A 23,303-nucleotide genomic window follows, 5' to 3' on the forward strand; every position below is an offset into this window, starting at 1 on the left:
GGCGAGGCTGGCATGCTGCCTGGAAGCCTCGCGCGCCGGATCCGCGCAGCGGCGCGGGGCTTCGCCGCGGTCCTGCGGGGCGGTTTCGAGCTGCAGCCCGCTCCCGCGGGCCAGCCGCCCGTGCTGCGCTGCGGCGGCCGCGTCCTGAACGGCGACTTCGCGGCCATCGACCGCTTCACCGCGCAGACCGGCGTGCGCGCCACGGTGTTCGCCCGCCAGGGCGACGACTTCGTGCGCATCGCCACGTCGGTGCGCAAGCAGGACGGCGAGCGGGCCGTGGGCACGCTGCTGGACCGCTCCCACCCCGCCTACCGCGCCCTGACGACGGGGCGCTCCTATGCCGGCTACGCCACGGTGTTCGGCCGGCAGAACCTCACCCGCTACGACCCGGTCCGCGATGCGGCGGGACATGTGGTGGGCGTGCTTTACGTGGGGCTGGATGTCAGCGGCATTCCCGCGCTGGGCGCTGCGGCGCGGCTGGCGCTGTCGGTGGTGGTCGCGCAGTACGCGATCGGCGCCGTGGCCTGGATGCTGCTGCCGCCCCTGCAGCCGGCCTGGCTCGCGGTCTCGGTGGCCCTGCCGCCGGTGGTCGCCGCCGTGGTCCATGCCCTCGCGCGGCGCGGCATCACCCGGCCCGTGGCCGAGGGCTGCTCCGCGGCCCAGCGCGTGGCCTCGGGCGACCTCACCACGCAGATGCACGTCGATCGCCGGGACGAGGTGGGCCAGATGCTGCAGGCGATCAACGGCATCGGCGTGGGCCTCACCGGACTGGTCACGCAGGTGCGCCAGGGTGCCGAGGCGCTGCGGGTGGCCACGCGCGAGATCGCCGAAGGCAACGGCGACCTGGCTTCGCGCACCGAACGGCAGGCGGGCGAGCTGAACGCCGCGGCCTCGGCGCTGCAGCGCCTCACGGCCACCGTGGCGCAGAACGCGGAGCATGCCCGGCAGGTGAACGGCCTGATGGGCGAAGTCTCGCAGGCCTCGGCCCAGAGCGGCGAGGCCGTCGAGCGCGTCGTGCAGACCATGGCCGGCATGCGGGAGGACGCCCACCGCATCCAGGACATCATCGGCATCATCGACGGCATCGCCTTCCAGACCAACATCCTCGCGCTCAACGCGGCCGTCGAGGCCGCGCGCGCGGGCGAGCAGGGCCGGGGGTTCGCCGTGGTCGCGGCGGAGGTGCGCGCGCTCGCGCAGCGTTCCGCCGGCTCCGCGCGGGAAATCCGCGCGCTGATCGCGGCCTCGGTGGAGCGGGCCGACGGCGGCAGCGGTCTGGTGGATGCCGCGCGTGCCTCCATGCAGGGGATTGCCGGCTCCATCGGCGACGTGACCCGGCTCATCGAGGGCATCGCCGCGGCGAGCAGCGAGCAGAGCGAGGGTATCGAGGGCATCCACGAAAGCGTGGGCCGCATCGAGCAGATGACCCAGCAGAACGCGGCCCTGGTCGAGCAGGCCGCGGCGGCGGCGCTGCGCATGCGAGAGCAGGCGGCGGGGCTGGCCGACGCGGCCGCGAAATTCAGGACGCCCGCATGAACGCGCGGCAACGGCGCGTTCCCGGCGGCGGCCCCTGCGGGCGCCGCGATAACCCGGCGCCTGCGAGGGCCGGGGTATCGGGCGTAGCCTTCCGGGCGATGTGTCCGGCGCGGTGCCGGCGGGCAAGCTCCCTCCATCCGCGATGATTCCGTTCCAAGGAGACCACGATGAGCGAACAGAAAATCGAGTTCTACAAAGGCCCTGCGGGCGGCTGGGGCGCGCTCAACAGCGTGAAGAACACCCTGCTGCGGCAGGACATTCCCCTCAAGGGCGCGAAAACGCTCCTCTCGGCGAACCAGCCCGACGGCTTCGACTGCCCCGGCTGCGCCTGGCCGGACCGCAACCATGCCTCCACCTTCGAGTTCTGCGAAAACGGCGCCAAGGCCGTGGCGGCGGAGGCCACCGCCCGTCGCGCCGGGCCGGAACTGTTCGCGCGCCACACGGTCGCCGAGCTGGCCGCCCAGAGCGACTTCTGGCTGGAAGACCAGGGCCGCCTCACGCACCCCATGGTGTACGACGCCGCGAGCGACCGCTACGTGCCGATCGCCTGGGACGACGCCTTCGCGCTCGTCGCCAGGCACCTGAACGCGCTGCCCGACCCCGACCAGGCGATCTTCTACACCTCGGGCCGTGCGAGCAACGAAGCCGCGTTCCTCTACCAATTGTTCGTGCGCGAATACGGCACGAACAATTTCCCGGACTGCTCCAACATGTGCCACGAGCCCAGCGGCAGCGCCATGCGCCCGCAGATCGGCGTGGGCAAGGGCACGGTCACGCTGCAGGATTTCGAGCAGGCCGACGCGATCTTCATCTTCGGCCAGAACCCCGGCACCAACCACCCGCGGATGCTGGGCGAGCTGCGCGAGGCCCACAAGCGCGGCGCGCAGATCGTGAGCTTCAACCCGCTGCGCGAGCGCGGCCTGGAGCGCTTCGCCGACCCGCAGAACAAGATGGAGATGGCCACCCTGGGCTCCACGCCGATCAGCACGCACTACTTCCAGGTGCGCGTGGGCGGCGACCTGGCCGTGGTCAAGGGCATGATGAAGCACCTGGTGGAGGCCGAGGACCGCGAGGGCGGCGTGCTGGACCATGCCTTCATCCGGGAGCACACCACGGGCGTCGAGGCGCTGCTGGCGGACCTGCGCGCCGAGTCCTGGGCGCTGATCGAGCAGGAGTCGGGCCTGTCCGAGGCGCAGATCCGGGCCGCCGCCGAGGTCTATCGCCAGGCCCGCAGCGTCATCGCCTGCTGGGGCATGGGCATCACACAGCACATGCATTCCGTGGCGACGATCCAGATGATCGTCAACTGGCTGCTGCTGCGCGGCAACATCGGCCGCCCGGGCGCGGGCCCGTGCCCCGTGCGGGGCCACAGCAACGTGCAGGGCGACCGCACCATGGGCATCTGGGAAAAGCCCCCGGCCGCGCTGCTGGACCGCCTGCAGGAGGTCTTCGGCTTCGAGCCGCCGCGCGAGCCCGGCGTGGACACGGTGGAGGCCATCCAGGCCATGCTGGACGGCAAGGCGCGCGTCTTCTTCGCGCTGGGCGGCAATTTCGCCGCCGCCACCCCGGACACCTACGAAACCTGGAAGGCGCTGCAGCGCTGCGACCTCACGGTGCACGTGACGACCAAGCTCAACCGCAGCCACATCGTGCACGGGCGCGAGGCCCTGATCCTGCCCTGCCTGGGCCGCACCGAGATCGACATGCAGGTCGCCGGCCCGCAGGGCGTGACGGTGGAGGACTCCATGAGCATGGTGCACATCTCCGTGGGCATCAACCCGCCCGCATCCGGGCACCTGCTGTCCGAGCCCGCCATCGTCGCGCGGCTGGCCGCGGCCACGCTGGGCGCGCGCAGCCGCGTTCCCTGGCTCTGGATGATCGAGGACTACGCCCGCATCCGCGACAAGATCGAGCAGGTGTTCCCCGACTTCAAGGATTTCAACCGGCGCATCGCGGTGCCGGGCGGTTTCCGGCTGCGCAACACGGCCAGCGAGCGCATCTGGAACACCGGGCCGCACAAGGCCGTCTTCGTGGCCCACCCGGTGCCGCAGGACACGCCGGTGCACCAGGCCCGCGCCCGCACGCGCGACACCGTGGTGTTCACGCTGCTCACCACGCGCTCGCACGACCAGTACAACACCACCATCTACGGCCACGACGACCGCTACCGGGGTGTCTATGGGCAGCGCCGCGTGGTCTTCATCCACCCCGAGGACATCCGCGCGCTGGGCATGAAGGACGGCGACTGGGTCGATATCCAGACCGTGTGGAGCGACGGACAGGAGCGGCGTGCCGACCGCTTCAAGCTCGTCGGCTACGACATCCCGCGCGGCAATCTCGCGGCCTACTACCCCGAGACGAACCCGCTGGTGCCGCTGTCGTCCGTGGCGCTGAACGCGGGCACGCCGACTTCCAAGTCCATCCCCGTCGTGCTGGTGCCCAGCGCCGCCGGGGCCACGGCAGCAGGCCCGTCCGCCGAAGTGGCGCCCGCCGCCGTCTGAGCCCGCCTTGACCGTTCCGGACGACGATTTCACCGCTGCACTGCTCGCGGCGCTCGCCGAACTCGACGCGCCGCAGGGCGTGTCCCTGCCGCGCCTCGCCAAGCGCCTGGGGCAGCCCGGCAGCGCCGTGCTGCGCCGCCTGCACCTGCTCGGCGACGCCGTGCTGGGCGGCACGCCGGGGCCGGGATGGGTGCGCGTGGCCCAGGATGGCGACCGCTGGCTGGCCCATCTCACCGGGGCCGGGCGCGTGCGGGCGGCGGCCAGCAGGGGCGCCGATGCATGCACCATGCCGGCCGCTGCCGGCGGTCCGGGGGCGCTGGGCGGCGAGGATGGCGAGGGCGATGAAGCGGCTGCCGCGCCCGTGCCGGAGCCCGTGGTGGCGCGCGCCGTGCAGCGCCATGCGGGGGTGTCCGGCGACCTGCCGGCCGCTACCGGGGCGATGCCTGAGGATGCCCTGGCCTGGCTGGACGATGCCGTGGCGTCGGAAGTCCCCGTCGCCCTGGTCTTCAATGGCCTCTCGCATGCCGTCATGATGGCCACGCCCACGGACCTGCAGGCCTTCGCGCTGGGCTTCGCGCTCAGCGAGGGGCTGATCGACACGCCCGCGGACTGCCGCGGCATCGAGGTGTTTTCGCGCAGCGGCCCGCAGGCCGGAGGCGGGGGCGTGGCCTGCGAGGTGCACCTGGAGATCGCCACGCGCTGCTTCGCGCGGCTCAAGGAGCGGCGCCGGGCACTGGCGGGGCGCACGGGCTGCGGCCTGTGCGGCATCGACAGCCTGCAGGCGCTGGACCTCGTGCCCGAACGCGTCCGCGCGCGCCCCTGGGCCGCGGCGCTGCCGGCCGGCGTGGTGCTGCGCGCGGTGGCCGCCATGCCGGCCCTGCAGGTGCTGAACGCCGCCGCGGGCGCCCTGCATGCCGCGGCCTGGGCCACGCCGGAGGGCGAACTCACCGACCTGCTGGAGGACGTGGGGCGCCACAACGCGCTCGACAAGCTGATCGGCCGCCTCGCCCTGCAGGGGCGCTCCGGCGAGGACGGCTTCGTCGTGATGTCCAGCCGCGCCAGCTACGAGCTGGTGCGCAAATGCGCCCGGCTCGACATCCCCCTGCTCGCCACCGTCTCCGCACCCACCTCCCTGGCCGTGGACCTGGCGGCGCAGGCCGGCATCGCGCTCTGGGGCCTGTGCCGCCCGCCGCGTGCCGTGCGCTACACGGCCGGCGCCGGTTCCTGAGCGGAGCCGGCATCGCCCGGCCGGGCTGCCGGTGCCGCATCCGGGAACGCGGATTGCCCGAACCGGAGGACGGGCTGTGGCGCCGCGCTGGCGCCCCGATCCGCCTTTCCTTCAGGAGGCACATTCCTTATGACCACCCCATCGTCCAGTTCCCCCATGCCGTCCCCGTCGAACCCGCAGCCTCCGGGTGGCCAGCCCGGTCGCGATCCCCTGTCCTTCGCCGATTCCGTCGCGGGCGAGGAGGACCCGGGAGCGGCGTTCGACAATGAGACGCCGCAAGCCGGCGCCCCGGCCGGCCCGGTGCCGCAGCCGGGGGCGTCCGACCAGCCCGCGGGGCAGGGCGGACGCGATCCGAGCCCGGCCACGCCCCCGCTGGCGCCGGGGGACGAAGCCGCACCCGGCACGCCCGGCACGGGCGAGAACCTCTGCCCCGCCTGCGGTGGCTCGGGCCGGCGCGAAGGCGCGCCCTGCACCGAATGCGCCGGCACCGGACGGGTGACCGTCGGCATCGGCGGCGCCTGACCGGCGCACCGGCTGCCGGGAGCCCTGGTGCCCGGACGGGCGTGCGGCGCACCCCTGCGCAGCCGGGTGCCCCGGCGCGGCGGAGGGCTGCCGCGTTTGCGCTAAGGTAGCCGCCCATGACCTCCATGCCGCCCTTCATCCAGCTGGGCTGGCGCATGCTCCGGCGCGACCTGCGCGCGGGCGGCCTGCGCCTGCTCACCGTCGCCGTGGCCCTGGCCGTCGCGGCCCTCACCTCCGTGGGGTTCTTCTCCGACCGCCTGCAGGGCGGGCTGGAGCGGGACGCACTGCAACTGCTGGGCGGCGACGTGGTCATCGCCAGCGACCAGCCCACGCCCGAGGCCTTCATCGACAAGGCGCGGGCCCTGGGACTGCGCGGCGTGACCACCATCGGCTTTCCCACCATGGGGCGCGCGGACGATGCGCAGGGCGGCGCCAGCCGGCTCGTGGCCCTCAAGAGCGTGGAGCCCGGCTATCCGCTGCGCGGCAGCCTGCAGACCACCGATGCGCCGGGCGCGCCCGCGGCGGCCACGCGCGACATCCCGGCGCGCGGCGAAGTCTGGGTCGATCCCGCGCTGCTGGAGTCCCTGGGCCTGAAGCTGGGCGATCCGCTGCTGCTGGGCGACCCGCGCCTGCGCATCGCCCGCACCATCGCCATCGAGCCCGACCGCGGGGCCGGTTTCATGAGCTTCGCGCCGCGCGCCATGGTGAATGCCGCCGACCTGCCCGCCAGCGGCCTCGTGCAGCCGGCCAGCCGGCTCACTTACCGTTTCGCCGTGGCCGGCGATGCGCCGGCCGCCGTGCAGCAATACACCGCCTGGGCCGCCCAGGCCGTGCAGGCGCCGGGCGTCCACGGCGTGCGCGTGGAGTCGCTCGACAGCGGCCGCCCGGAAATGCGCCAGACGCTGGACCGCGCCCGCAAGTTCCTCAGCCTCGTGGCCCTGCTGGCCGCGCTGCTCTCCGCCGTGGCCGTCGCCCTGGCCGCGCGCGGCTTCGCCAGCGACCACCTCGACGCCGCCGCCCTGCTGCGCGTGCTGGGGCAGAGCCAGCGCGGCATCGCGGGCGGGTACGTGGTGGAGTTCGCGCTGGTGGGCCTTTTCGCGAGCGCCGTGGGCGTGGCCCTGGGCTACGCGGTGCACCATGTCTTCGTGCTGCTGCTCGCCGGCCTCGTCGAAGCCACCTTGCCCGCGCCCAGCCTCTGGCCCGTGGCCTTCGGCTTCGGCATGGGCCTCACCCTGATGATGGCTTTCGGCCTGCCGCCCGTGCTGCAACTGGCGCGCGTGCCGCCGCTGCGCGTCATCCGGCGCGACCTGGGCGCCCTCAAGCCCGCGTCGCTCGCCGTGCTCGGCGTGGGCGTGGCCGGCTTCGCCGCGCTGCTGCTGGCCGTGAGCAGCGACCGCAAGCTGGGCCTCATCGCCGTGGGCGGCTTCGCGGGCGCGGTGGTGCTGTTCGCGCTGCTGGGCTGGGTGGCCGTCAAGGTGCTGCGCGCCAGTGTCAACGAGGCCACGGCGCCGCGCTGGCTGGTGCTGGCCACGCGCCAGATCGCCGCCCGGCCCGTCTATGCCGTGGTGCAGGTCAGCAGCCTGGCCGTGGGCCTGCTGGCCCTGGTGCTGCTCGTGCTGCTGCGCACCGACCTCATCGACAGCTGGCAGCGCGCCACCCCGGCCGACGCGCCCGACCGCTTCGTCATCAACGTCATGCCCGACCAGGCCGACGCCTTCCAGGCCGCGCTGCGCGACGCGGGCGTGCGCCGTTACGACTGGTTCCCCATGATCCGCGGCCGCCTCGTCGCCATCAACGGCCGCGAGGTGGGCCCGCAGGACTACACCGACGACCGCGCCCGGCGCCTCGTGGACCGCGAATTCAACCTCTCCAACGCCGCGCAGGCGCCGGGGCACAACACCGTGGTGGCCGGCCACTGGACGGAGGGCGCCGCCGGCGAGATCAGCGTGGAGGACGGCATCGCCGAAACCCTGGGCCTGAAGCTGGGCGACACCCTGCGCTTCGACATCGCCGGCGTGGCCAGCGAGGCACGCATCACCAGCCTGCGCAAGGTGGACTGGAGTTCCCTGCGCGCCAACTTCTTCGTGATGTACACGACGGACCGCATGCCGCCCGAGCTGCCCGTCACCTATCTCGCGGCCTACCGCGCGCCCGCCACGCCCGGCTTCGACAACCACCTGGTGCAGGCCTTCCCCAACATCACCAACGTGGACATGGGCGCCACCCTGGCCCAGGTGCAGCGCGTGCTGGGGCAGGTCGTGCGGGCCGTCGAATTCCTGTTCGGCTTCACGCTCGCGGCCGGCCTCGTCGTGCTCTTCGCGGCCGTCACCGCCACCCGCGAAGAGCGCGCCCGCGAATTCGCCATCATGCGCGCCGTCGGCGCCCGCGCCAGCCTGCTGCGCCAGGTGCAGCGCGCCGAACTCGCCGGCATCGGCCTGCTCGCGGGCTTCCTGGCCAGCAGCGTTGCCGTCGCCGTGGGCTGGGCCCTGGCGCGCTACGTGTTCGACTTCCAGTGGACCGCCGCTCCCTGGGTGCCCCTGGCCGGGGCCCTCGCGGGTGCGCTGCTGGCCCTGGCTGCCGGTTGGTGGGGGCTGCGGGAAGTGCTGCGGCGGCCGGTGGTGGAGACGCTGCGGCGGGCGGCGGAGTGAGGGGCCGCTCTAGGATGCCTGCAGGAATCCACCATGCATCGACTCGCGCAGGTAGGCTACGAACACGCGTACCGCCCTCGGGACATGGGTGCTGAAGGTCCTCACGGCGGAAATGCGTGTGCCGAATGCGCCCACCGGCCGCCATCCGGGTAGAACCCGCACGAGTTCTCCATTGCCGATCTCGCCGGAGACGCTGAAGTCCGGCAGCATCGCAATACCGGCGCCGGCGATCGCCAGCGTGCGCAACGCTTCACTGTTGTTCGCCGCGAAGGTGCCTGCAATGGGAATGCTCAAGCGTGGCGCGTCGGCCCGGTGTCCGGTGCGTTCGAAACTCCAGCTGGGCACCGACGCACCGCGCAGATAGTGCAGGCAGTTGTGCCGCGCCAGATCGTGTGGCGTCCCGGGAACGCCGCAGGCCTCCAGATAGGCTCTGCTGGCCACCAGGACGGTCTCGGTCGGGCACAGCGGCCATGCGACATGGGTGTCCGGAACGGACTCCACGTGGCGGATCGCCAGATCGAAGCCGTCCAGGCTGAGGGAGCGGATACCGTCGGAGAGCTCGAGTTCGACGCGGACCTGCGGGTACTGCCGCAGGAAACCGGGGATTCGGGGCACGATATGTTGCCTGCCGAACGCCACCGGCACCGTCACCCTCAGCACGCCATTGGGCTCCTGCGCGAGATCCCTGATGTTCGCGAAGCTGCGCTCGATCGACGCGAACGACTCGCGTGTGGAATCGACCAGGTGCCTGCCCGCATCCGTGAGGCGGACGGTGCGGGTGGTACGCCTCACCAGCGCGACGCCGGCAGCCTGCTCCAGCTCCGATACCCGGTGGCTGACCGCCGACTTGCTCACGCCCAGCCGATGCGCCGCGCCCGTGAAGCTGCCTTCCGCGTCCAGGATCCCGAGCCAGTGCACGTGGGACCAGAGCGCATCGACCTTCTTGGTTTTCATTCGTCCGATTGTCAAAAAGCAAGAACAGTCCGTGCAGCGCTTCTGGCTTGTCCCGCGGGGAGGGCGTTCCTAGACTTTGGCATGTCATTCAACGCAAAGGTTTTTCCATGAACACCATCGCAGCATTCACCGATACCGCGCAGGTCGGCCACTACATCGACGGGCAGGAGCGCCCGGGAACCAGCGGCAGGAGCCAGCCCGTGTACAACCCCGCCACCGGGCAGCAGGCCCGGCACGTGGCGCTGGCCGGCGTGCAGGAGGTGCATGCGGCCATCGCGGCGGCAACCAGGGCCTTCCCGGCCTGGGCCGATACCCCGCCCATCCGCCGCGCGCGCGTGCTCAACCGGTTCCTCGAACTCATGAACCGCCATCGTGACGAACTGGCCGCCATGATCACGGCGGAGCACGGCAAGGTGTTCACGGACGCCCAGGGCGAAGTGGCGCGCGGCATCGACATCCTGGAGTTCGCCTGCGGCGCGCCGCAGTTGCTCAAGGGCGACTATTCGGACCAGGTCTCCACCGGGATCGACAACTGGACCATGCGCCAGCCCCTGGGCGTCGTGGCCGGCATCACGCCCTTCAACTTCCCCGTCATGGTGCCCATGTGGATGTTCCCCGTGGCCCTGGCATGCGGCAACACGTTCATCCTCAAGCCCAGCGAACGCGATCCCAGCCCTTCGCTCTTCATGGCGAAGCTGCTGAAGGAGGCGGGCCTGCCCGACGGCGTGTTCAACGTGGTGCAGGGCGACAAGCTGGCGGTGGATACGCTGCTGGAGCATGAAGACGTCCGTGCCGTCTCCTTCGTGGGCTCCACCCCGATCGCCCATGCCATCTACCAGGCCGGCGCGCGCTACGGCAAGCGGGTGCAGGCGCTGGGCGGGGCGAAGAACCACATGGTCGTGATGCCGGACGCCCACCTCGAAAAGACCGTCGATGCACTCATCGGCGCGGCATACGGTTCCGCCGGCGAGCGCTGCATGGCCATCAGCGTGGCGGTCCTCGTCGGCGAAGTGGCGGACCGCATCGTCCCTCTGCTGGCCGAGCGCACCCGCACCCTGGTGGTGAAGAACGGCATGGAACTCGATGCCGAGATGGGGCCCATCGTGACCCGGGAAGCGCTGAACCGCATCGATGGCTATGTCGCCGCGGGCGTGGACGAAGGCGCGCAGCTGGTGGTCGATGGCCGCGGGCTGAAGGTTCCGGGCCACGAGGGCGGTTTCTTCACCGGCGGCAGCTTGTTCGACCATGTCACGCCCGCCATGCGCATCTACCGCGAGGAGATCTTCGGGCCGGTACTGGCGTGCGTGCGTGTTCCCGACCTGGGCAGTGCCATCGCCCTGGTGAACGCCCACGAGTTCGGCAACGGAGTGTCCTGCTTCACCAGCGATGGCAACGTGGCGCGCGAGTTTTCCCGCCGCATCCAGGTGGGGATGGTCGGCATCAACGTGCCCATCCCCGTCCCGATGGCATGGCACGGCTTCGGCGGCTGGAAGAAGAGCCTGTTCGGCGACATGCATGCATATGGAGAGGAAGGGGTGCGTTTCTATACGCGGCAAAAGAGCATCATGCAGCGCTGGCCCGAAAGCATCGACAAGGGCGCCGAGTTCGTCATGCCGACCGCGAGGTAGTCTCTTCGTCCGGGCCACCGTGCACAGCGGCAGCCCGGACGGTCGCCGCGCACGGCCGGCGGCACGACCGTTCCTCCTATGCCGCCGTGCCGGCGCCATCGCGCAGCAGCCCGTCGGCGCGTCCGACCGCACGTTCGTAGGCATGGCTCGCCGCGAGAACGGCGGCGTCGTCGTGCTGCCTTCCGACCAGCTGCACGCCGATGGGAAGGCCGTTCGCGGCATGCCCGGCATACACGCTCGCGGCCGGCAGGCCCAACTGGTTGCACCATGGGGTGTAGAGGGGATAAGGAGGATCCGAGGCCGGGCATGCCGCCAGCAGGGGCGCCGTGGCGGGATGCACGGGACACAGGACCAGGTCGTACTCCGTGAAAAAGCCGTTGACACTGCATCCGGCCTCGCCCCGCTGGGTCAAGGCGTCCAGCACCTCCCCGGGCTGCAGCGCGCGGCCAGCCTCGACGAGCATGCGCAGCGAGACGTCCAGCTGCGCGGACGCTTCGCTCCCGAGCGAATCCGCCAGCTTGGCGCAGAAAGCGGACCACAGCACGCGATGGATGCGCTGGCACTGCGCGACGGCCGGAGGGTCCCGCATCTCGATGTGGGCACCGAGCGATTCCAGGATGCGCGCACTGTGCTTGAGTGCGTCGAGTGTTTCCGGGCAGGGCGGGGTATCGAGTCCCAGCGACGGGCTGAACGCGATCTTCCATCCCGCCAGGGATTCGCGCAGTCCCGCTTGGTAGTCCGTCGTCCGGTAGGGCAGCGCATACCAGTCGCGAGGATCGGGCCGGGTGATGGTGTTCATGACGATGGCGGCATCTTCCACGGTGCGCGTCATCGGACCGACATGGCTGAGCAGGGCGAAGGCGCCGCGCGGGTAATGGGGCACACGCCCGAAGCTGGGCTTGAACCCATAGATGCCGGTGAACGCCGCCGGGATGCGGATGGAGCCTCCACCGTCCGTTCCCACGGCGATCGGCCCGAGCCCTGCGGCAACGGCGGCTGCCGCTCCGCCACTGGATCCCCCAGGGGAGTACTCCGGATTCCACGGGTTGCGGGTAATGCCGGTGAGGGGGCTGTCGGTGAGGATCTTGTGCGCGAAGTCCGGCATGGTGGTCTTGCCGATGAACACGGCGCCCGCCTCCCGGAGCCGCTCCACGCAGGGGCTGTCGGGCAGCTGCGCCGCGGCTTCGCCCACGGCCAGGGATCCGAAGCGGGTCGGCATGCCGGCGGTGCCCAGGTTGTCCTTGATCGATACCGGCACGCCATCGAGCGGACCGAGCGCCTGTCCCCGGTGCCACCGCGCCTCGGAGGCGCGGGCCTGCCGCATCGCTGCCTCCGTATCCACGCAGCAGAAGGCGTTCAGGCTGCGGGACGTCTGCTCCACCCGGGCGAGGAGGGCATCGAGAACCTCGACCGGGGATAGCGCCCGGCGGCTGTAGCCGGCCGCGAGTTCGGCCGCGCTCAAGTGATGGATTGCTGACATGGTCGTATCTCCTTTTTCTTAATTATGATCATAAATTGGCGAAAGATTGAAGAGTTACGTCGCATGTAACGGTGAAATTCTTTCCATGCAAGTACGAGGGAACCCTCTTTCCGTAGCACGAAAACTTCAATCCATGCGCTTGTTGGGGAGGGTAACCACCTAGCCGGCCACCATGATTCGTTGCATTACTATGATCATAAATTAACCGCGAAAACAGGAGTGATCAGGATGGTCGAAGCGAAGGTCCGGACGGCGTGTGGCCGTACCGGGTATGGGAATCGGTGCCGCGACGGCGGCATCCGCGAGCCGGAGTGCCGGCGGCGGGCAGCGGCAGCGGCGGTGTGCCGCGCAGGGGGGCAGCCATGAGTGAAGGGATCGCCCTCCTGCTGAATGTGTTGAGCCAGGTGGCCGTGCTGGCCCTGGTTGCGCTGGGCCTGGCCATCGTGTTCGGCATGATGGATATCGTGAATCTCGCGCATGGCGAGTTCGTCACCCTCGGGGCTTTCACCCTCGCGGTGCTGCAGGGCGCTGGGGGCGCGCAGGCCTACTGGCTGGCTCTGGTCATCGCGCCGATCGTGGGGGCCGTGGCGGGGCTGGCGCTCGAAGCCTCGGTGATCCGCTTTCTCTACCACCGGACGCTGGACACGCTCCTCGCGACCTATGCCGTGAGCCTGATCATCCAGAAGCTGCTCGAAATCGGCTTCGGCAAGCATCCGCAGATGGTCTATACGCCCCTCGCGGGTTCGGTGAGCGTGCTGGGGGCGAGCTATCCGTCCTACCGCCTGTTCGTCATCGTGGCGAGCATCGTGGTGATCGCGGCCTGCGCGCTGGCGTTCACGCGCACGCGTTTCGGGCTGCACCTGAGGGCGGTCATCCAGAACCCCTCCATGTCCTCCGCGCTGGGAATAGACACCCGGCACATGAACCGCCTGGCGTTCGCCTGCGGAGCCGCGCTCGCGGCTTTCGCCGGCGTGCTGGTGGCGCCGCTGGTATCCGTGGAGAGCCACCTGGGCATGGCCTACCTCGGCAAGGCGTTCTTCGTGATCGTCGTGGGAGGCATCGGCAGCGTGCTGGGCGCGGTCACGGGCAGCGTGCTGATCGGCAGCACGGAGACGCTGCTGAACTACCACATCGATCCTTCGATGGCGTCGGCGGTCGTGCTGCTGCTGGCCATCGTGGTGATCCGCCTTCGCCCGCGCGGCCTGGTTCCGGGCTTCAGTGCGGCCCATCAACTGCTGGGCAAGGGGTGAAGCCATGAAAAACCATCTTCTCGTATCGCTCAAGGCGCTGCTGGCGCAGCCACGGATGCAAAAACGCGAATGGCTCGCCCTGGCGCTGTGTGTTCTGGCGTTCGCAGGACTGGCCCTGGTGCCCTGGGTCGCATCTCCATACGCATCGGTTGCCTTGCGCGACGCGCTGGTGCTGGCCATCTTCGCCCTCAGCTACGACCTGCTCTGGGGCAAGGCCATGATGCTGACCCTGGGCCACGCGGTTTTCTTCGGGGTGGGGGCCTACGGAGTCGCGATCGCGACCACGCAGCTGCAGTGGAGCTGGATCGAAGGGATGCTCCTCGGCGTGGGCAGTTCGGCCGCGCTGGCCGCGCTCCTGGGCTGCTTCCTGCTCTACGCCGGCGTGCGCCTGCACTTTTTCGCGATCATCACCATGGCGGTGCTCGTCATCGCCAGGCAGGTGGCGACCAGTTGGCAGTCCGTGACGGGCGGCGATGTCGGCATTCTGGGCGTTCCCGGCCTGCGCCTCGATGTCGCGGGCTGGCAGCTGGACCTGAGCAGCGATCGTGCTTCCTACCTCGCCGTGCTGTGCGCGCTCGCGCTCTCTCTGCTGTTCGTCTGGGGGCTGGTGCGGACACGCTATGGCCTGGTGCTGGCGGCGATCGGCATGAACGAGTTCCGGGCCAAGCATTGCGGCTTCGATACGTCGCGGCACCTCGTGGTGGTATCCACGCTGTCCGCGGCGCTGGCAGGCTTCGCGGGCTGTCTCTACGCGGCGTCGGCCGGCGTAGTGGCGCCCGATCTGTTCTCGGTGCTGTTGTCCACCGAGGTCATCCTGTGGGTGGCGGTCGGCGGCCGCGGATCGCTGCTGGGGGCGGTGGTCGCCGCCGTATTCTTCACGCGCCTGCAGCAGGAGGTCAGCACCTACAGCACGGAGTTGTGGCCGTTGATCCTGGGAGCCCTGTTCCTGGTCTGCGTGCTGTTCATGCCCCGGGGCATTCCTGGCCTGCTGCGCAGGCGCGGCCCCGGGCATGCTTCCAGCGCCGCGCCCGCAAAGCAGTCCCGGCCGGGCCGCCCGGCAGGCGTGTCCACGAATGCGGGGAGCCGGACATGAACGACCACGTTCCATTGCTCGAGGCGCGCGGGCTCGACGTCGCGTTCGGTGGCATCCATGCGGTGCGGCAGGTGGACATGCGCATAGGTCCGGCAGAGCTGATCTGCATCATCGGTCCGAACGGCGCCGGCAAAAGCACGCTGCTGGGGGTTTTGTCCGGCGCGGTCCGTACCCATGCCGGCAGCCTGGCGATCTCCGGGCGGGACATGACGCGTCAGCTCCCGCACGAATTCGCGCGCCGGGGAGTGATCCGCAAATTCCAGGGCACGAATGTCTTCCAGTGGCTGAGCGTGCGCGAGAACCTGGTCGTGGCGGCGCAGGGCGTCGAAGGCGACCGTGCGCGGTCCGCCCCGGATTGCGACGAAATTCTCGCCCTCACCGGGCTGCAGCACCGTGCCGATGAAACGGCGGAGTGCCTGCCGCACGGCGAACGCCAGTGGCTGGAGATCGGCATGGCGCTCATGTGCCGGCCCCGCCTGCTGTTGCTGGACGAACCCGCCGCAGGCATGAGCGTCGATGGGACCCGCCGCATGGTCGGAATGCTGCGCCAGCTTTCGCAGGAGATGTCGGTCGTGGTCATCGAGCACGACATCGGCTTCGTGCGCGAACTGGCGTGCCGGACCCTGGTGATGCACCAGGGCGCCGTGATCCGCCAGGGCGCCTTCGCGGAAATCGAACGGGACGAACACATACGGCACATCTATCTGGGCCGGAGCAAGGAGGCGCGCCATGCTGGACGTGCGTGATCTCACGGCGGGCTACGGTGGCCCTGCCGTGATCGACGGGGTGCAGTTCCACCTCGCCAAGGGAGAAGTCCTGGGAATCCTCGGGCGCAACGGCGCCGGCAAGTCCGCCCTGGTGAAGGCGGTGATGGGGCTGCTGCCGCGCATATCCGGCGACGTCCGGTTCCGGGACCGGCAGCTCATGGGTCTGCCCACGCACCGCATAGCGCGTGCCGGCGTCGGACTGGTGCCGCAGGGGCGCTGGATCTTCCCCCGCCTGACGGTGAGGGAGAACCTGATGGCCGGCTGCCCACGGGGCATGGACCCGCCGGAGGCGGTGTTCACCTACTTTCCCATCCTGGGACAGCGGATGCGTCAGCTGGGCGGAACCATGTCGGGTGGGGAGCAGCAGATGCTGGCCATCGCCCGGGCGCTGTGCTCCCGGCCCAAGGTGCTCCTGCTCGACGAGCCCTCGGACGGGGTGCAGCCGAACATCGTGCAGATGCTCGGCGAGCTCATTCCCGAGTTGTGCGCGGAACTCTCCATTTCCGCCGTGCTGGTGGAGCAGAACCTCGATCTGGTGCTGTCGGCAGCCCGGCGCTGCCTGGTGCTGGAGCGCGGCCGCATCGTCCACGAGGGTGCCGTGGACGGCCGCGGCGACGTGAGCGTGCTCGAGAACTTCCTGGCCGTCTAGCCCTTCCTGCGGCGGACATTCCGTTCCCCGGCCATGCCGGGCGGCCTGCCTTTGCCTGGTTTTTTTGACAAAGAGGATCGATGATGCAACATACCTTACAGGGCCGCCGCGCGCTGCTGCGCGGCATGGCGGCCATACTTGCCTGCGGCACCGCTCCGGCCGCCGTGCGGGCGGCGGCGCCTTTGAAGATCGGCCTGCTGACTCCCTTCAGCGGACCTCTGGCCCGCGTGGCGGAGGCCAACCGCAATTGCCTGATGATGGCGGTGGACGAGATCAATGCCGCTGGTGGCCTGCTGGGGCAGGCGCTGCAGATCGTCTCGGAAGATTCCCAGATGTCCGCCAAGGTGTCCCTGGACAAGGCTCGCAAGCTCCTGGCCGGCGACGGCGTTGCCATGGTCACCGGCATGGTGCTTCCCTTCGAGCGGGAAGCGGTCCTGCAGGTGGCCTCCCGTTATCGGCGGCTCGTCGTGTATCCCAATTTCGACGAGGGCCGCTGCCATCCACTGCTGCTGACCACGGGGCTGGCCAGCAACCAGCGCGTGGTTCCCCTGATCGACTGGGCCGTCGCGCAGGCTGGCAAGTCCTTCTTCGTCCTGGCGTCGGACATCGGCAGCAACCGGAGCACCCTGCTGCCGCAGATCGAGGCGGCCATCCAGGCGCGCGGCGGCCGCCTGCTGGGAACACGCTTTTTCCCCTTCGGCACGCGCGACTACGGTCCTGCGCTGCAGCAGATCCAGGGGCTTGGAGCGGATGTGGTCTGGCACAGCATCGGGGACGACCCGGTCAGCTTCGTCAAGCAGTACCGGAGCTTCGGCATGAAGCCGCAGCTCATCACCGACATCGCGCACGAATCGCTGGCCATGAGCACCGAAGGCGCCCTCGCGGGCACGGTGGGTGTTTCCTCCTATTTCATGGGAGTGGAAAATCCGGAGAACCAGCGGTTCCTGGACACCTATACGCGCCGGTTCTCCGACGCCACGCCCTTGCGGGTCGGCGGGCACGTGGTGATGCTGCCCCACGGAGAGAGCACCTACGCCGGTGCGAAGCTGTTCGCGGCCGCCGCGGGCAGGGCCGGCAGCATCGAGGCGGATGCCGTGAAAAAGGCCTTGCCCGGGGTGTCCCTGCGCATGCCGCGCGGCGCGGTGGGGGTGGATGCGGGAGCATCTCACCTCCAATGCCAGACCATGATCGGCCGGGCCCGCAAGGATGGCGGCTTCGACCTGCTCGGGGCGGCTCCCTCCATCCAGGCGCAATGCGGAGCAGCATGATGAGCGGCGAGATCATCGAACTGACGGCCCATGGGTTGACGAGTGCCTACCGAACCCTGGCGCTTTCTCCGGTGGAAGCCATGCGCGCAGTGCTCGACCGGGTGCACGAGGTGGACGGCGACGTCAATGCATTCTGCGCGTTGGACGAAGACGGCGCGATGCGCAGCGCCGCCGAATCCGAGCAGCGCTGGCTGCGCGGCGAACCGTTGGGGCCCCTGGACGGCGTGCCCGTCTCGGTCAAGGACATGGTCGCCACGCGGGGCATGGCCACGCGCTTCGGTTCGCGCACGCTGCCGGAGGACCATCTCGTCGAGGTGGATGCGCCCTGCATTCAGGAGCTGCGCCGCGCCGGCGCGCTGATCTTCGGCAAGACCACGACATCGGAGTTCGGCAACAAGATCGTGGGAGACTGCCCGCTCACCGGCATCACCCGCAATCCCTGGAACCTCGACCGCACCGCTGGAGGCAGTAGCGGCGGCGCGGGCGCGGCCCTGGCCGCGCGGATGGGGCCCCTGGCGGTGGGATCGGACGGCGGTGGCTCCATCCGCGTGCCCTCGGCGTGGAACGGCGTCTGCGGGCTGAAGCCGTCCTTCAAGCGCGTGCCGTCCATGGACACGCAGAATGTGGGCGAGGTGGCCAATATCGGTCCCATGGCCCGGGATGTGCGCGATCTCGCGACCCTGCTGGGCGCCATGGCGCGGCCATGGCCGCGCGACTGGCAGGCTTCGGCGCCCGCAGAGGATTTCCTCGCCGGGCTGGAAGCGGGCGTCGAGGGATTGCGCATCGCGTTCAGCACCGATCTGGGCATCGTCGGCGTGGCGCCGGAAACCGCCCGCGCCGCGGAGCGGGCCGCCGGACTGCTGGAAACGCTGGGCGCCCGGGTGACCCGGCTGGGGCGGCTCGCTCCGCTCGATGACTATATGCGCAGCGGGATGCACACCGTCCTGTGGACTGCGCGGCTGGAGCATCTGGTGCGCGGCACCCCCGCGCACCTGCAGGACCGCTTCGATCCGGAGATATTGAATCTCGTCACTGCAGGGCGCGGCATGCTGGCCTCGGAACTCATGGATGCGATGATCGCGCGGCTGAAGCTCGCGAGCGCCATGCATGCCTTCTTCGAGGACTACGACGTGCTGCTCTGCCCCACCTTCCACTGCCCGCCGCCGGCCGTGCCGGGCCTGCCTCCGGAACTGCGCACGGCGCCGCCGCTGACGTCCTGGTGCAACCATACGCAGCAGCCTGCTGCCAGCATTCCCTGTGGCCTGTCGTCGGACGGCCTGCCCATCGGACTGCAGGTGATCGGACCGCGCATGCACGATGCGCTGGTGCTGCGCGTGTGCCGCGCCTATGAGCGGGCTCGCGGAGAGTTCCCCGCGCCGCCGCTGGATGTGCGCAGGAAGGTGGCGCAATGAAGATCCGCAGGTTTTTCATCCAGAAGGAGACGATTCCGCCGGCGCCGCAGTGGCCAGCGGCGCGGCAGGTGCAGCGGGTCGTCGCTGCCGCGGTGCTGGAAAACCCCTTCGCGGGCCGCTGGCAGGAAGAACTCTCGGCACTCTATCCGGCAGGCCACGCGATCGGCGAGCGGCTGACTGCCGAGGCGCTGCGGCAGATCGACGGCGGCGCGGCCGCCGTGGAAGCCTACGGCAAGGGGGCCATCGTGGGATACGGCGGTGACATGGAACATGCGGCCGCGCTGCTGCATCCGCTGTTCGGCCGCGCTGTACGCGCAGGGCTGCCGGGCGCGCAGTCCATCATGCCCTCCACCGCGAAGCGGGGTGGGCCCGGCACCCTGCTGGACGTGCCGGTGCACCATGTCCTGGACCCGTGGAGCTTCGATCATTTCGACGCGGTCACTTTCGGCATCGCCGAAGCACCATTGCCGGAGGAGATCGTGGTGGCGCTGGTGCTGTGCGCCGGTGGCCGCCCGATGGCGCGTGTCGCACCGCAGGCCTGAGCGGAGTTCGCGCCCGCATTCCCCCTGGCGCCGCCTGCCGGGAGATGCGTGGCGCACGCGGCGGCGACGGTCGCGTGCGCTATCATCCGGCGCAACAAAACAGCGGGGAATGGCGTCGGTGTCAAAGAAGCAGGTATCGCAGCGCGGCCCGAAACGTGGAGATCTGGTCGTCGAGGAGATCAAGCGCTGGATCACCGACCGGAACCTCAGCCCCGGGGAAGGGCTTCCCAAGGAGGCCGAGTTGCAACAGCTGTTCGGGGTGGGCCGCGGCACGATGCGCGAGGCCCTCAAGGCCCTGGAGGTGCAGGGCCTGATCCGGTTGACCACGGGGCCTTCCGGCGGCGCGGTGATAGAGCGCGTGACCTTCGACCGGACGTTCCAGTTCCTGCAGAACTATCTTTTCTTCGAGGACATCACCATCGGTGACATGTACGCCCTGCGTACGATCCTGGAGCCCGAGATGGCCGCCCTGGCGGTGCCCCACCTGGGCGAGAAGGAGTTCGACGCGCTGGAGCGCAGCATCGCGATGTCGGACCCGCGCGAAGATAACATCCAGCCCGCCGCGGTGCAGCGCATCGAGGACCTGCACTTCCACGACATCCTGGCCGATGCCTGCCCCAACCCCCTGCTGAGGTTCCAGTGCCGGCTCATCAACCGCATGCTGGAAACGATGGTGGTTTCCGCGCTGCACGCCACGCAGGAAGAACATCGCCGGCTCGGCGAGGCATCCTGGAAGGCGCATCGCCAGATACTCGCCGCTGCCCGCGACGCGGATGTATCGCAGGTGCGCAAGCTCATGCTGGCGCACATTGTCGAGAACCAGCGGCATCTGGATCTGCTGCAGTCCGGATTGCGCCGCCGGCTGGTGCTGGATTCCGACCTGCGCCTGGGTGGAGCACCTCTGCCGCAGGTCCGGCCGATGCGGGCGCCTGCGCCCCGGACGAGAAAAGGCGCCTGACGGCGCCTGCGCTGTTCAGAAGACTGCGGTTTCGTCCGCGGCGGCAGCTTGCCGCTGCTGCAATCGCGCCACCATGAGCCGCTGCATGTCGCCGGTACCCTCGAGGATGTCGTAGGCCTTGGCATTGCGGTAGAACCGCTCCAGCACGGGATGTTCGTGCAGCCCCGGAGCCCCGACCGCCTGGAGTACCGCCTCGGCGATTTCCATGGCGATGCGCGATGCATACGCTTTCGCCATGGAAGAGTCCTTGGATACCGAAAGTCCCTGCTCGTGCCGCCACGCCGCCTTGTGGCATAGCAGGCGGGCCATGGCGATCTTTCCGCCTGCGGCGGCCAGAAGATCCTCGGTATCGGTCCTGCGCCAGCCTGGAGCGGCGGGCTGGTGCGCAGCCAGGTATGCCGCGAGTTCGTCCCGCGCCCGGGCGCAACTGCCGACAATGGTCGCCGAGAGGACTGGACGGAAAAAGTCCCAGGAGCTCTGCGCCCCGGAAAACGCATCGTGCATATGCCCCTCGTCTCCCCGCTGCAGCAGGCTGTCGTGTGGAACCAGGCAATCCGAATACGAGAGCACGGCGAGCTGGCTCGCGCGCAGCCCCAGCATCTTCTCCAGGCGCACCACCTCGAATCCGGGCGCCGTGCTGTCGACGGCGAAAGCGCGCACGCCGAAGCGTCCCCGCCCCTTGTCCAGGGTTGCGAAGGTGACCACGAAGTCCGCCCGGGCGCCATTGGTGATGAAGCACTTGGTTCCGTTGAGCAGGTAGCCGTCGCGCACGGGCCGCGCCGTGGTGCGCAGTGCGGTGGCATCCGAGCCGATGTCGGGTTCCGTGATGGCGAAGCCGCCCCATACGGGATGATCCTTCTGGAAGCGTGCGAAGAGCGCCCGCTGCTGAGATTCGGACGCCAGGGCCAGCAACGGCGGCGTGGCGAGCCCTGGACCGGGCATGGCCAGAGCCAGGGCCGGGTCCGCGTAGCCGAGCTGTTCCATCAGCAGTACGCGCTGCATCAGGGGCCACAGGCCGGGGTCCCCTCCATGGTCCGGAGGCACGAGATTGAGGTTCAGTCCGCGCACATTCACCCGCTCCCAGAACGCGGGCGCAATCTTGCCGGTGCGATCGGCTTGCGCCGCATGCTCCTGCAGAGCCGCCGTCAATTCGTCCAGCGGCATGCCGATCGCCGAGAGCCGCCGGCGCAAGGCTTGCATTGGGAGGTCGGTACTGAGATGGATCATGGTCTTTCCTTTCAGAACTGCGCGCACGGAGCGCTTTGGAGGGGCGAAGCGTTTTCGTGGAGAAGGCCTGCCTGCGTCCGCGTGCGGCGGAGAACGGATTGCAGGGCCGTGTCGTCGAGCCGCAGTCGTACGGCCATGACGTGGACGCCGCCCATCAGGCGCAGGGGGCCGCAGCGCTCATAGGACCAGCCCATGCCCGTGACGATCTTGCGCGCGTGCGCCTCGCTCATCACCGCGAGCATCTGATCGATGCCGTGCTGCGTGCCGTACTCCAGGCAGCCGGCCACCAGTTCCGCCACGGTCTGTCCACGGCTGAGCGGATCCATGTCGGGATCCACGCCCATGCGGGTGGCTTCCCACACGCGGGGCGACGAGGGAATCGGGTGCGAGCCCATGAGTTCGGGCCACAGGCTCTGGATCATGTAGGGCTGCGTCGTGGGCAGCAGGCGCAGCATGCCCGCGATCCTGCTTTCGGCATGGCGCCGCACGAGATAGACGGCCTGCGGCGTGTCGAACTCATCGAATTCGAGCGGACCGTAGCACGGAAGCTCCCAGCCGGCATGCTCTACGAATACCCGGTGACGGAAGCGGTAGAGTGCCTCGGCACCGGGCGAGCCGGGGATGATGCCGGTCAGGGTTTCGATCATGTAGTCCTCCTCTTCTCTCGGGATGACTGCATGGTAGGAAGGGCGGGGGGCCGTGCCACCTACTCAGACGCACAGCTTGCAGAACCGAAGAAAATGCCTAATCTGCGTACTGTCGAGTCGATGTGGCGGTGCGCGGCCGCATCTGCCCTTGTACCGCCGCGCCGGACTGGACGTCCGGCTCGGCCCTCAGGGTATCGATATGAGACCCAGGTTGGCTGCGCGCACAGCCGCCGTCACCCGGCTGGCGGTGTCGAACTTGGCCATGGCATTCTTGAGATGGAAATTCACCGTATGTTCGGAGATGCGCATGATCCGGCCGATCTCCCAGGACGACTTGCCGTAGGCCACCCACGTGAGGCATTCGGCCTCTCTGGACGTCAGCTTCACCGCGGTGGGTATTTGCGTCTGCTCCGTGGCGAACCGCATGGTGTAGAGCGCATGGAACGCGGTGACCAATGCGTACGCCCTGACGCATGCGTCATTGCCGAGCGTCAATTGCTGATGGGACGCCACGGTCGCCAGAAAAATCCTGCCGCCGGGTTCGTGGATCGGCAGGCCCAAACCGTCTGCGAGCCCGGCGTCGGTCGCCTCGTCCATGATGTGCGCTTCCCGGTCGCCCTGTGCCGAAACGTCTTTCCAGCGATAGGGCGACATGGCCTGGGGCGCATGCCGGCGAACGGGGTCTTCGAGGTAATAGTTCCGCGCGATGTAATGAGATACCCAACGCGACGGGTAATTGTGCGACAACACCCCGATCGGTGGCTGCGACGTGCCGGATCCGTCCTGGCGCAGTTGCACGTAGCACAGCGAGAAGTGCTGGTAGCCCAGCAGAAGCACCGCCTGTTCAAAGCAGGCCAACAGTTCGGTCTGTGTGAGGGCTTGGTTGGCTCTCTGGATGAAATCGCGCAGAATCATTGCAGAGTTCCTCGACGTATGCGTTGGTTGCCGGTGCCAGTTCGATGGCAGGAGCTATATGCCGGGCCGCGCTATTCGGGC

General features: G+C 69.5%; 19 protein-coding genes. 14 read left to right on the plus strand and 5 right to left on the minus strand.

Annotated elements, in window-relative coordinates; translation table 11 throughout:
* Positions 1–12: 12 nt before the first annotated feature.
* The 5 genes from BLR99_RS04430 (at position 13) to BLR99_RS04450 (ending at position 8,432) form a co-directional block, all read left to right on the plus strand.
* A complete protein-coding gene (locus BLR99_RS04430) occupies positions 13–1,533 on the plus strand; it encodes a methyl-accepting chemotaxis protein (RefSeq protein ID WP_046060781.1) in 1,521 nt (506 codons plus the stop codon).
* A 167-nt stretch (positions 1,534–1,700) separates the two neighbouring features.
* Entirely contained in the window at positions 1,701–4,034 is a 2,334-nt protein-coding gene (locus BLR99_RS04435) for an FdhF/YdeP family oxidoreductase (protein WP_017439261.1), read from the plus strand.
* Positions 4,035–4,320: 286 nt separating this feature from the next.
* Positions 4,321–5,262: a formate dehydrogenase accessory sulfurtransferase FdhD gene (fdhD, locus tag BLR99_RS04440; RefSeq protein WP_052658274.1), complete on the plus strand. Its 942-nt coding sequence runs from the start codon at positions 4,321–4,323 to the stop codon at positions 5,260–5,262.
* A 129-nt stretch (positions 5,263–5,391) separates the two neighbouring features.
* On the plus strand, positions 5,392–5,784 hold the full coding sequence (locus BLR99_RS04445) for a hypothetical protein (RefSeq protein ID WP_011796857.1): 393 nt from the start codon (positions 5,392–5,394) through the stop codon (positions 5,782–5,784).
* Positions 5,785–5,900: 116 nt separating this feature from the next.
* The gene (locus BLR99_RS04450; protein ID WP_074686889.1) at positions 5,901–8,432 is read left to right on the plus strand and encodes an ABC transporter permease; all 2,532 of its coding nucleotides are present in this window, start codon (positions 5,901–5,903) and stop codon (positions 8,430–8,432) included.
* A 9-nt stretch (positions 8,433–8,441) separates the two neighbouring features.
* Here the strand turns inward: BLR99_RS04450 and BLR99_RS04455 are convergent, their stop codons facing one another.
* The gene (locus BLR99_RS04455) at positions 8,442–9,386 is read right to left on the minus strand and encodes a LysR family transcriptional regulator (protein WP_011796855.1); all 945 of its coding nucleotides are present in this window, start codon (positions 9,384–9,386) and stop codon (positions 8,442–8,444) included.
* Between the two features lie 107 nt (positions 9,387–9,493).
* On the opposite strand from BLR99_RS04455, the gene BLR99_RS04460 reads away from it, so the two are divergent.
* Positions 9,494–11,014 (plus strand): CoA-acylating methylmalonate-semialdehyde dehydrogenase, encoded by a 1,521-nt coding sequence (locus tag BLR99_RS04460; RefSeq protein ID WP_017437934.1) that lies wholly within the window; start codon positions 9,494–9,496, stop codon positions 11,012–11,014.
* Between the two features lie 76 nt (positions 11,015–11,090).
* Here BLR99_RS04460 and BLR99_RS04465 read toward each other — a convergent pair whose 3' ends face one another.
* Positions 11,091–12,494 carry an amidase family protein gene (locus BLR99_RS04465; protein WP_011796853.1) on the minus strand — a complete coding sequence of 468 codons (1,404 nt, stop codon included), beginning with the start codon at positions 12,492–12,494 and terminating at the stop codon, positions 11,091–11,093.
* 362 nt (positions 12,495–12,856) lie between these two features.
* Between BLR99_RS04465 and BLR99_RS04470 the strand changes: the two genes are divergently transcribed.
* The 8 genes from BLR99_RS04470 to BLR99_RS04505 all read left to right on the plus strand — a co-directional run bounded on the left by BLR99_RS04470 (position 12,857) and on the right by BLR99_RS04505 (position 20,433).
* Positions 12,857–13,744, plus strand: a complete 888-nt coding sequence (locus BLR99_RS04470; RefSeq protein ID WP_011796852.1) for a branched-chain amino acid ABC transporter permease — start codon at positions 12,857–12,859, stop codon at positions 13,742–13,744.
* 4 nt (positions 13,745–13,748) lie between these two features.
* Positions 13,749–14,837, plus strand: coding sequence for a branched-chain amino acid ABC transporter permease (locus BLR99_RS04475; RefSeq protein WP_011796851.1), 1,089 nt, complete (start codon positions 13,749–13,751; stop codon positions 14,835–14,837).
* Positions 14,834–15,583 carry an ATP-binding cassette domain-containing protein gene (locus tag BLR99_RS04480; RefSeq protein WP_011796850.1) on the plus strand — a complete coding sequence of 250 codons (750 nt, stop codon included), beginning with the start codon at positions 14,834–14,836 and terminating at the stop codon, positions 15,581–15,583. Before BLR99_RS04475 ends, BLR99_RS04480 begins: the two co-directional genes overlap by 4 nt.
* A complete protein-coding gene (locus BLR99_RS04485; RefSeq protein WP_011796849.1) occupies positions 15,567–16,253 on the plus strand; it encodes an ABC transporter ATP-binding protein in 687 nt (228 codons plus the stop codon). Before BLR99_RS04480 ends, BLR99_RS04485 begins: the two co-directional genes overlap by 17 nt.
* Positions 16,254–16,336: 83 nt before the next feature.
* Entirely contained in the window at positions 16,337–17,521 is a 1,185-nt protein-coding gene (locus tag BLR99_RS04490; RefSeq protein ID WP_011796848.1) for an ABC transporter substrate-binding protein, read from the plus strand.
* Entirely contained in the window at positions 17,521–18,933 is a 1,413-nt protein-coding gene (locus BLR99_RS04495; protein ID WP_041827563.1) for an amidase family protein, read from the plus strand. The genes BLR99_RS04490 and BLR99_RS04495 overlap by 1 nt, the downstream gene beginning before the upstream one ends.
* Positions 18,930–19,475 (plus strand): amino acid synthesis family protein, encoded by a 546-nt coding sequence (locus tag BLR99_RS04500; RefSeq protein WP_017437936.1) that lies wholly within the window; start codon positions 18,930–18,932, stop codon positions 19,473–19,475. The genes BLR99_RS04495 and BLR99_RS04500 overlap by 4 nt, the downstream gene beginning before the upstream one ends.
* A gap of 109 nt (positions 19,476–19,584) precedes the next feature.
* Positions 19,585–20,433, plus strand: a complete 849-nt coding sequence (locus BLR99_RS04505) for a FadR/GntR family transcriptional regulator (RefSeq protein WP_017437937.1) — start codon at positions 19,585–19,587, stop codon at positions 20,431–20,433.
* A gap of 15 nt (positions 20,434–20,448) precedes the next feature.
* On the opposite strand, the gene BLR99_RS04510 is transcribed toward BLR99_RS04505, so the two are convergent.
* The 3 genes from BLR99_RS04510 to BLR99_RS04520 all read right to left on the minus strand — a co-directional run bounded on the left by BLR99_RS04510 (position 20,449) and on the right by BLR99_RS04520 (position 23,222).
* Positions 20,449–21,633, minus strand: a complete 1,185-nt coding sequence (locus BLR99_RS04510) for an acyl-CoA dehydrogenase family protein (RefSeq protein ID WP_017437938.1) — start codon at positions 21,631–21,633, stop codon at positions 20,449–20,451.
* A gap of 38 nt (positions 21,634–21,671) precedes the next feature.
* Positions 21,672–22,307, minus strand: coding sequence for an acyl-homoserine-lactone synthase (locus BLR99_RS04515; protein WP_011796843.1), 636 nt, complete (start codon positions 22,305–22,307; stop codon positions 21,672–21,674).
* Positions 22,308–22,493: 186 nt separating this feature from the next.
* A complete protein-coding gene (locus tag BLR99_RS04520; protein WP_074686891.1) occupies positions 22,494–23,222 on the minus strand; it encodes a helix-turn-helix transcriptional regulator in 729 nt (242 codons plus the stop codon).
* Between the last annotated feature and the right edge of the window lie 81 nt (positions 23,223–23,303).

The organism is Paracidovorax citrulli, assembly GCF_900100305.1.
GTDB classification, from domain to species: Bacteria; Pseudomonadota; Gammaproteobacteria; order Burkholderiales; family Burkholderiaceae_C; genus Paracidovorax; species Paracidovorax citrulli.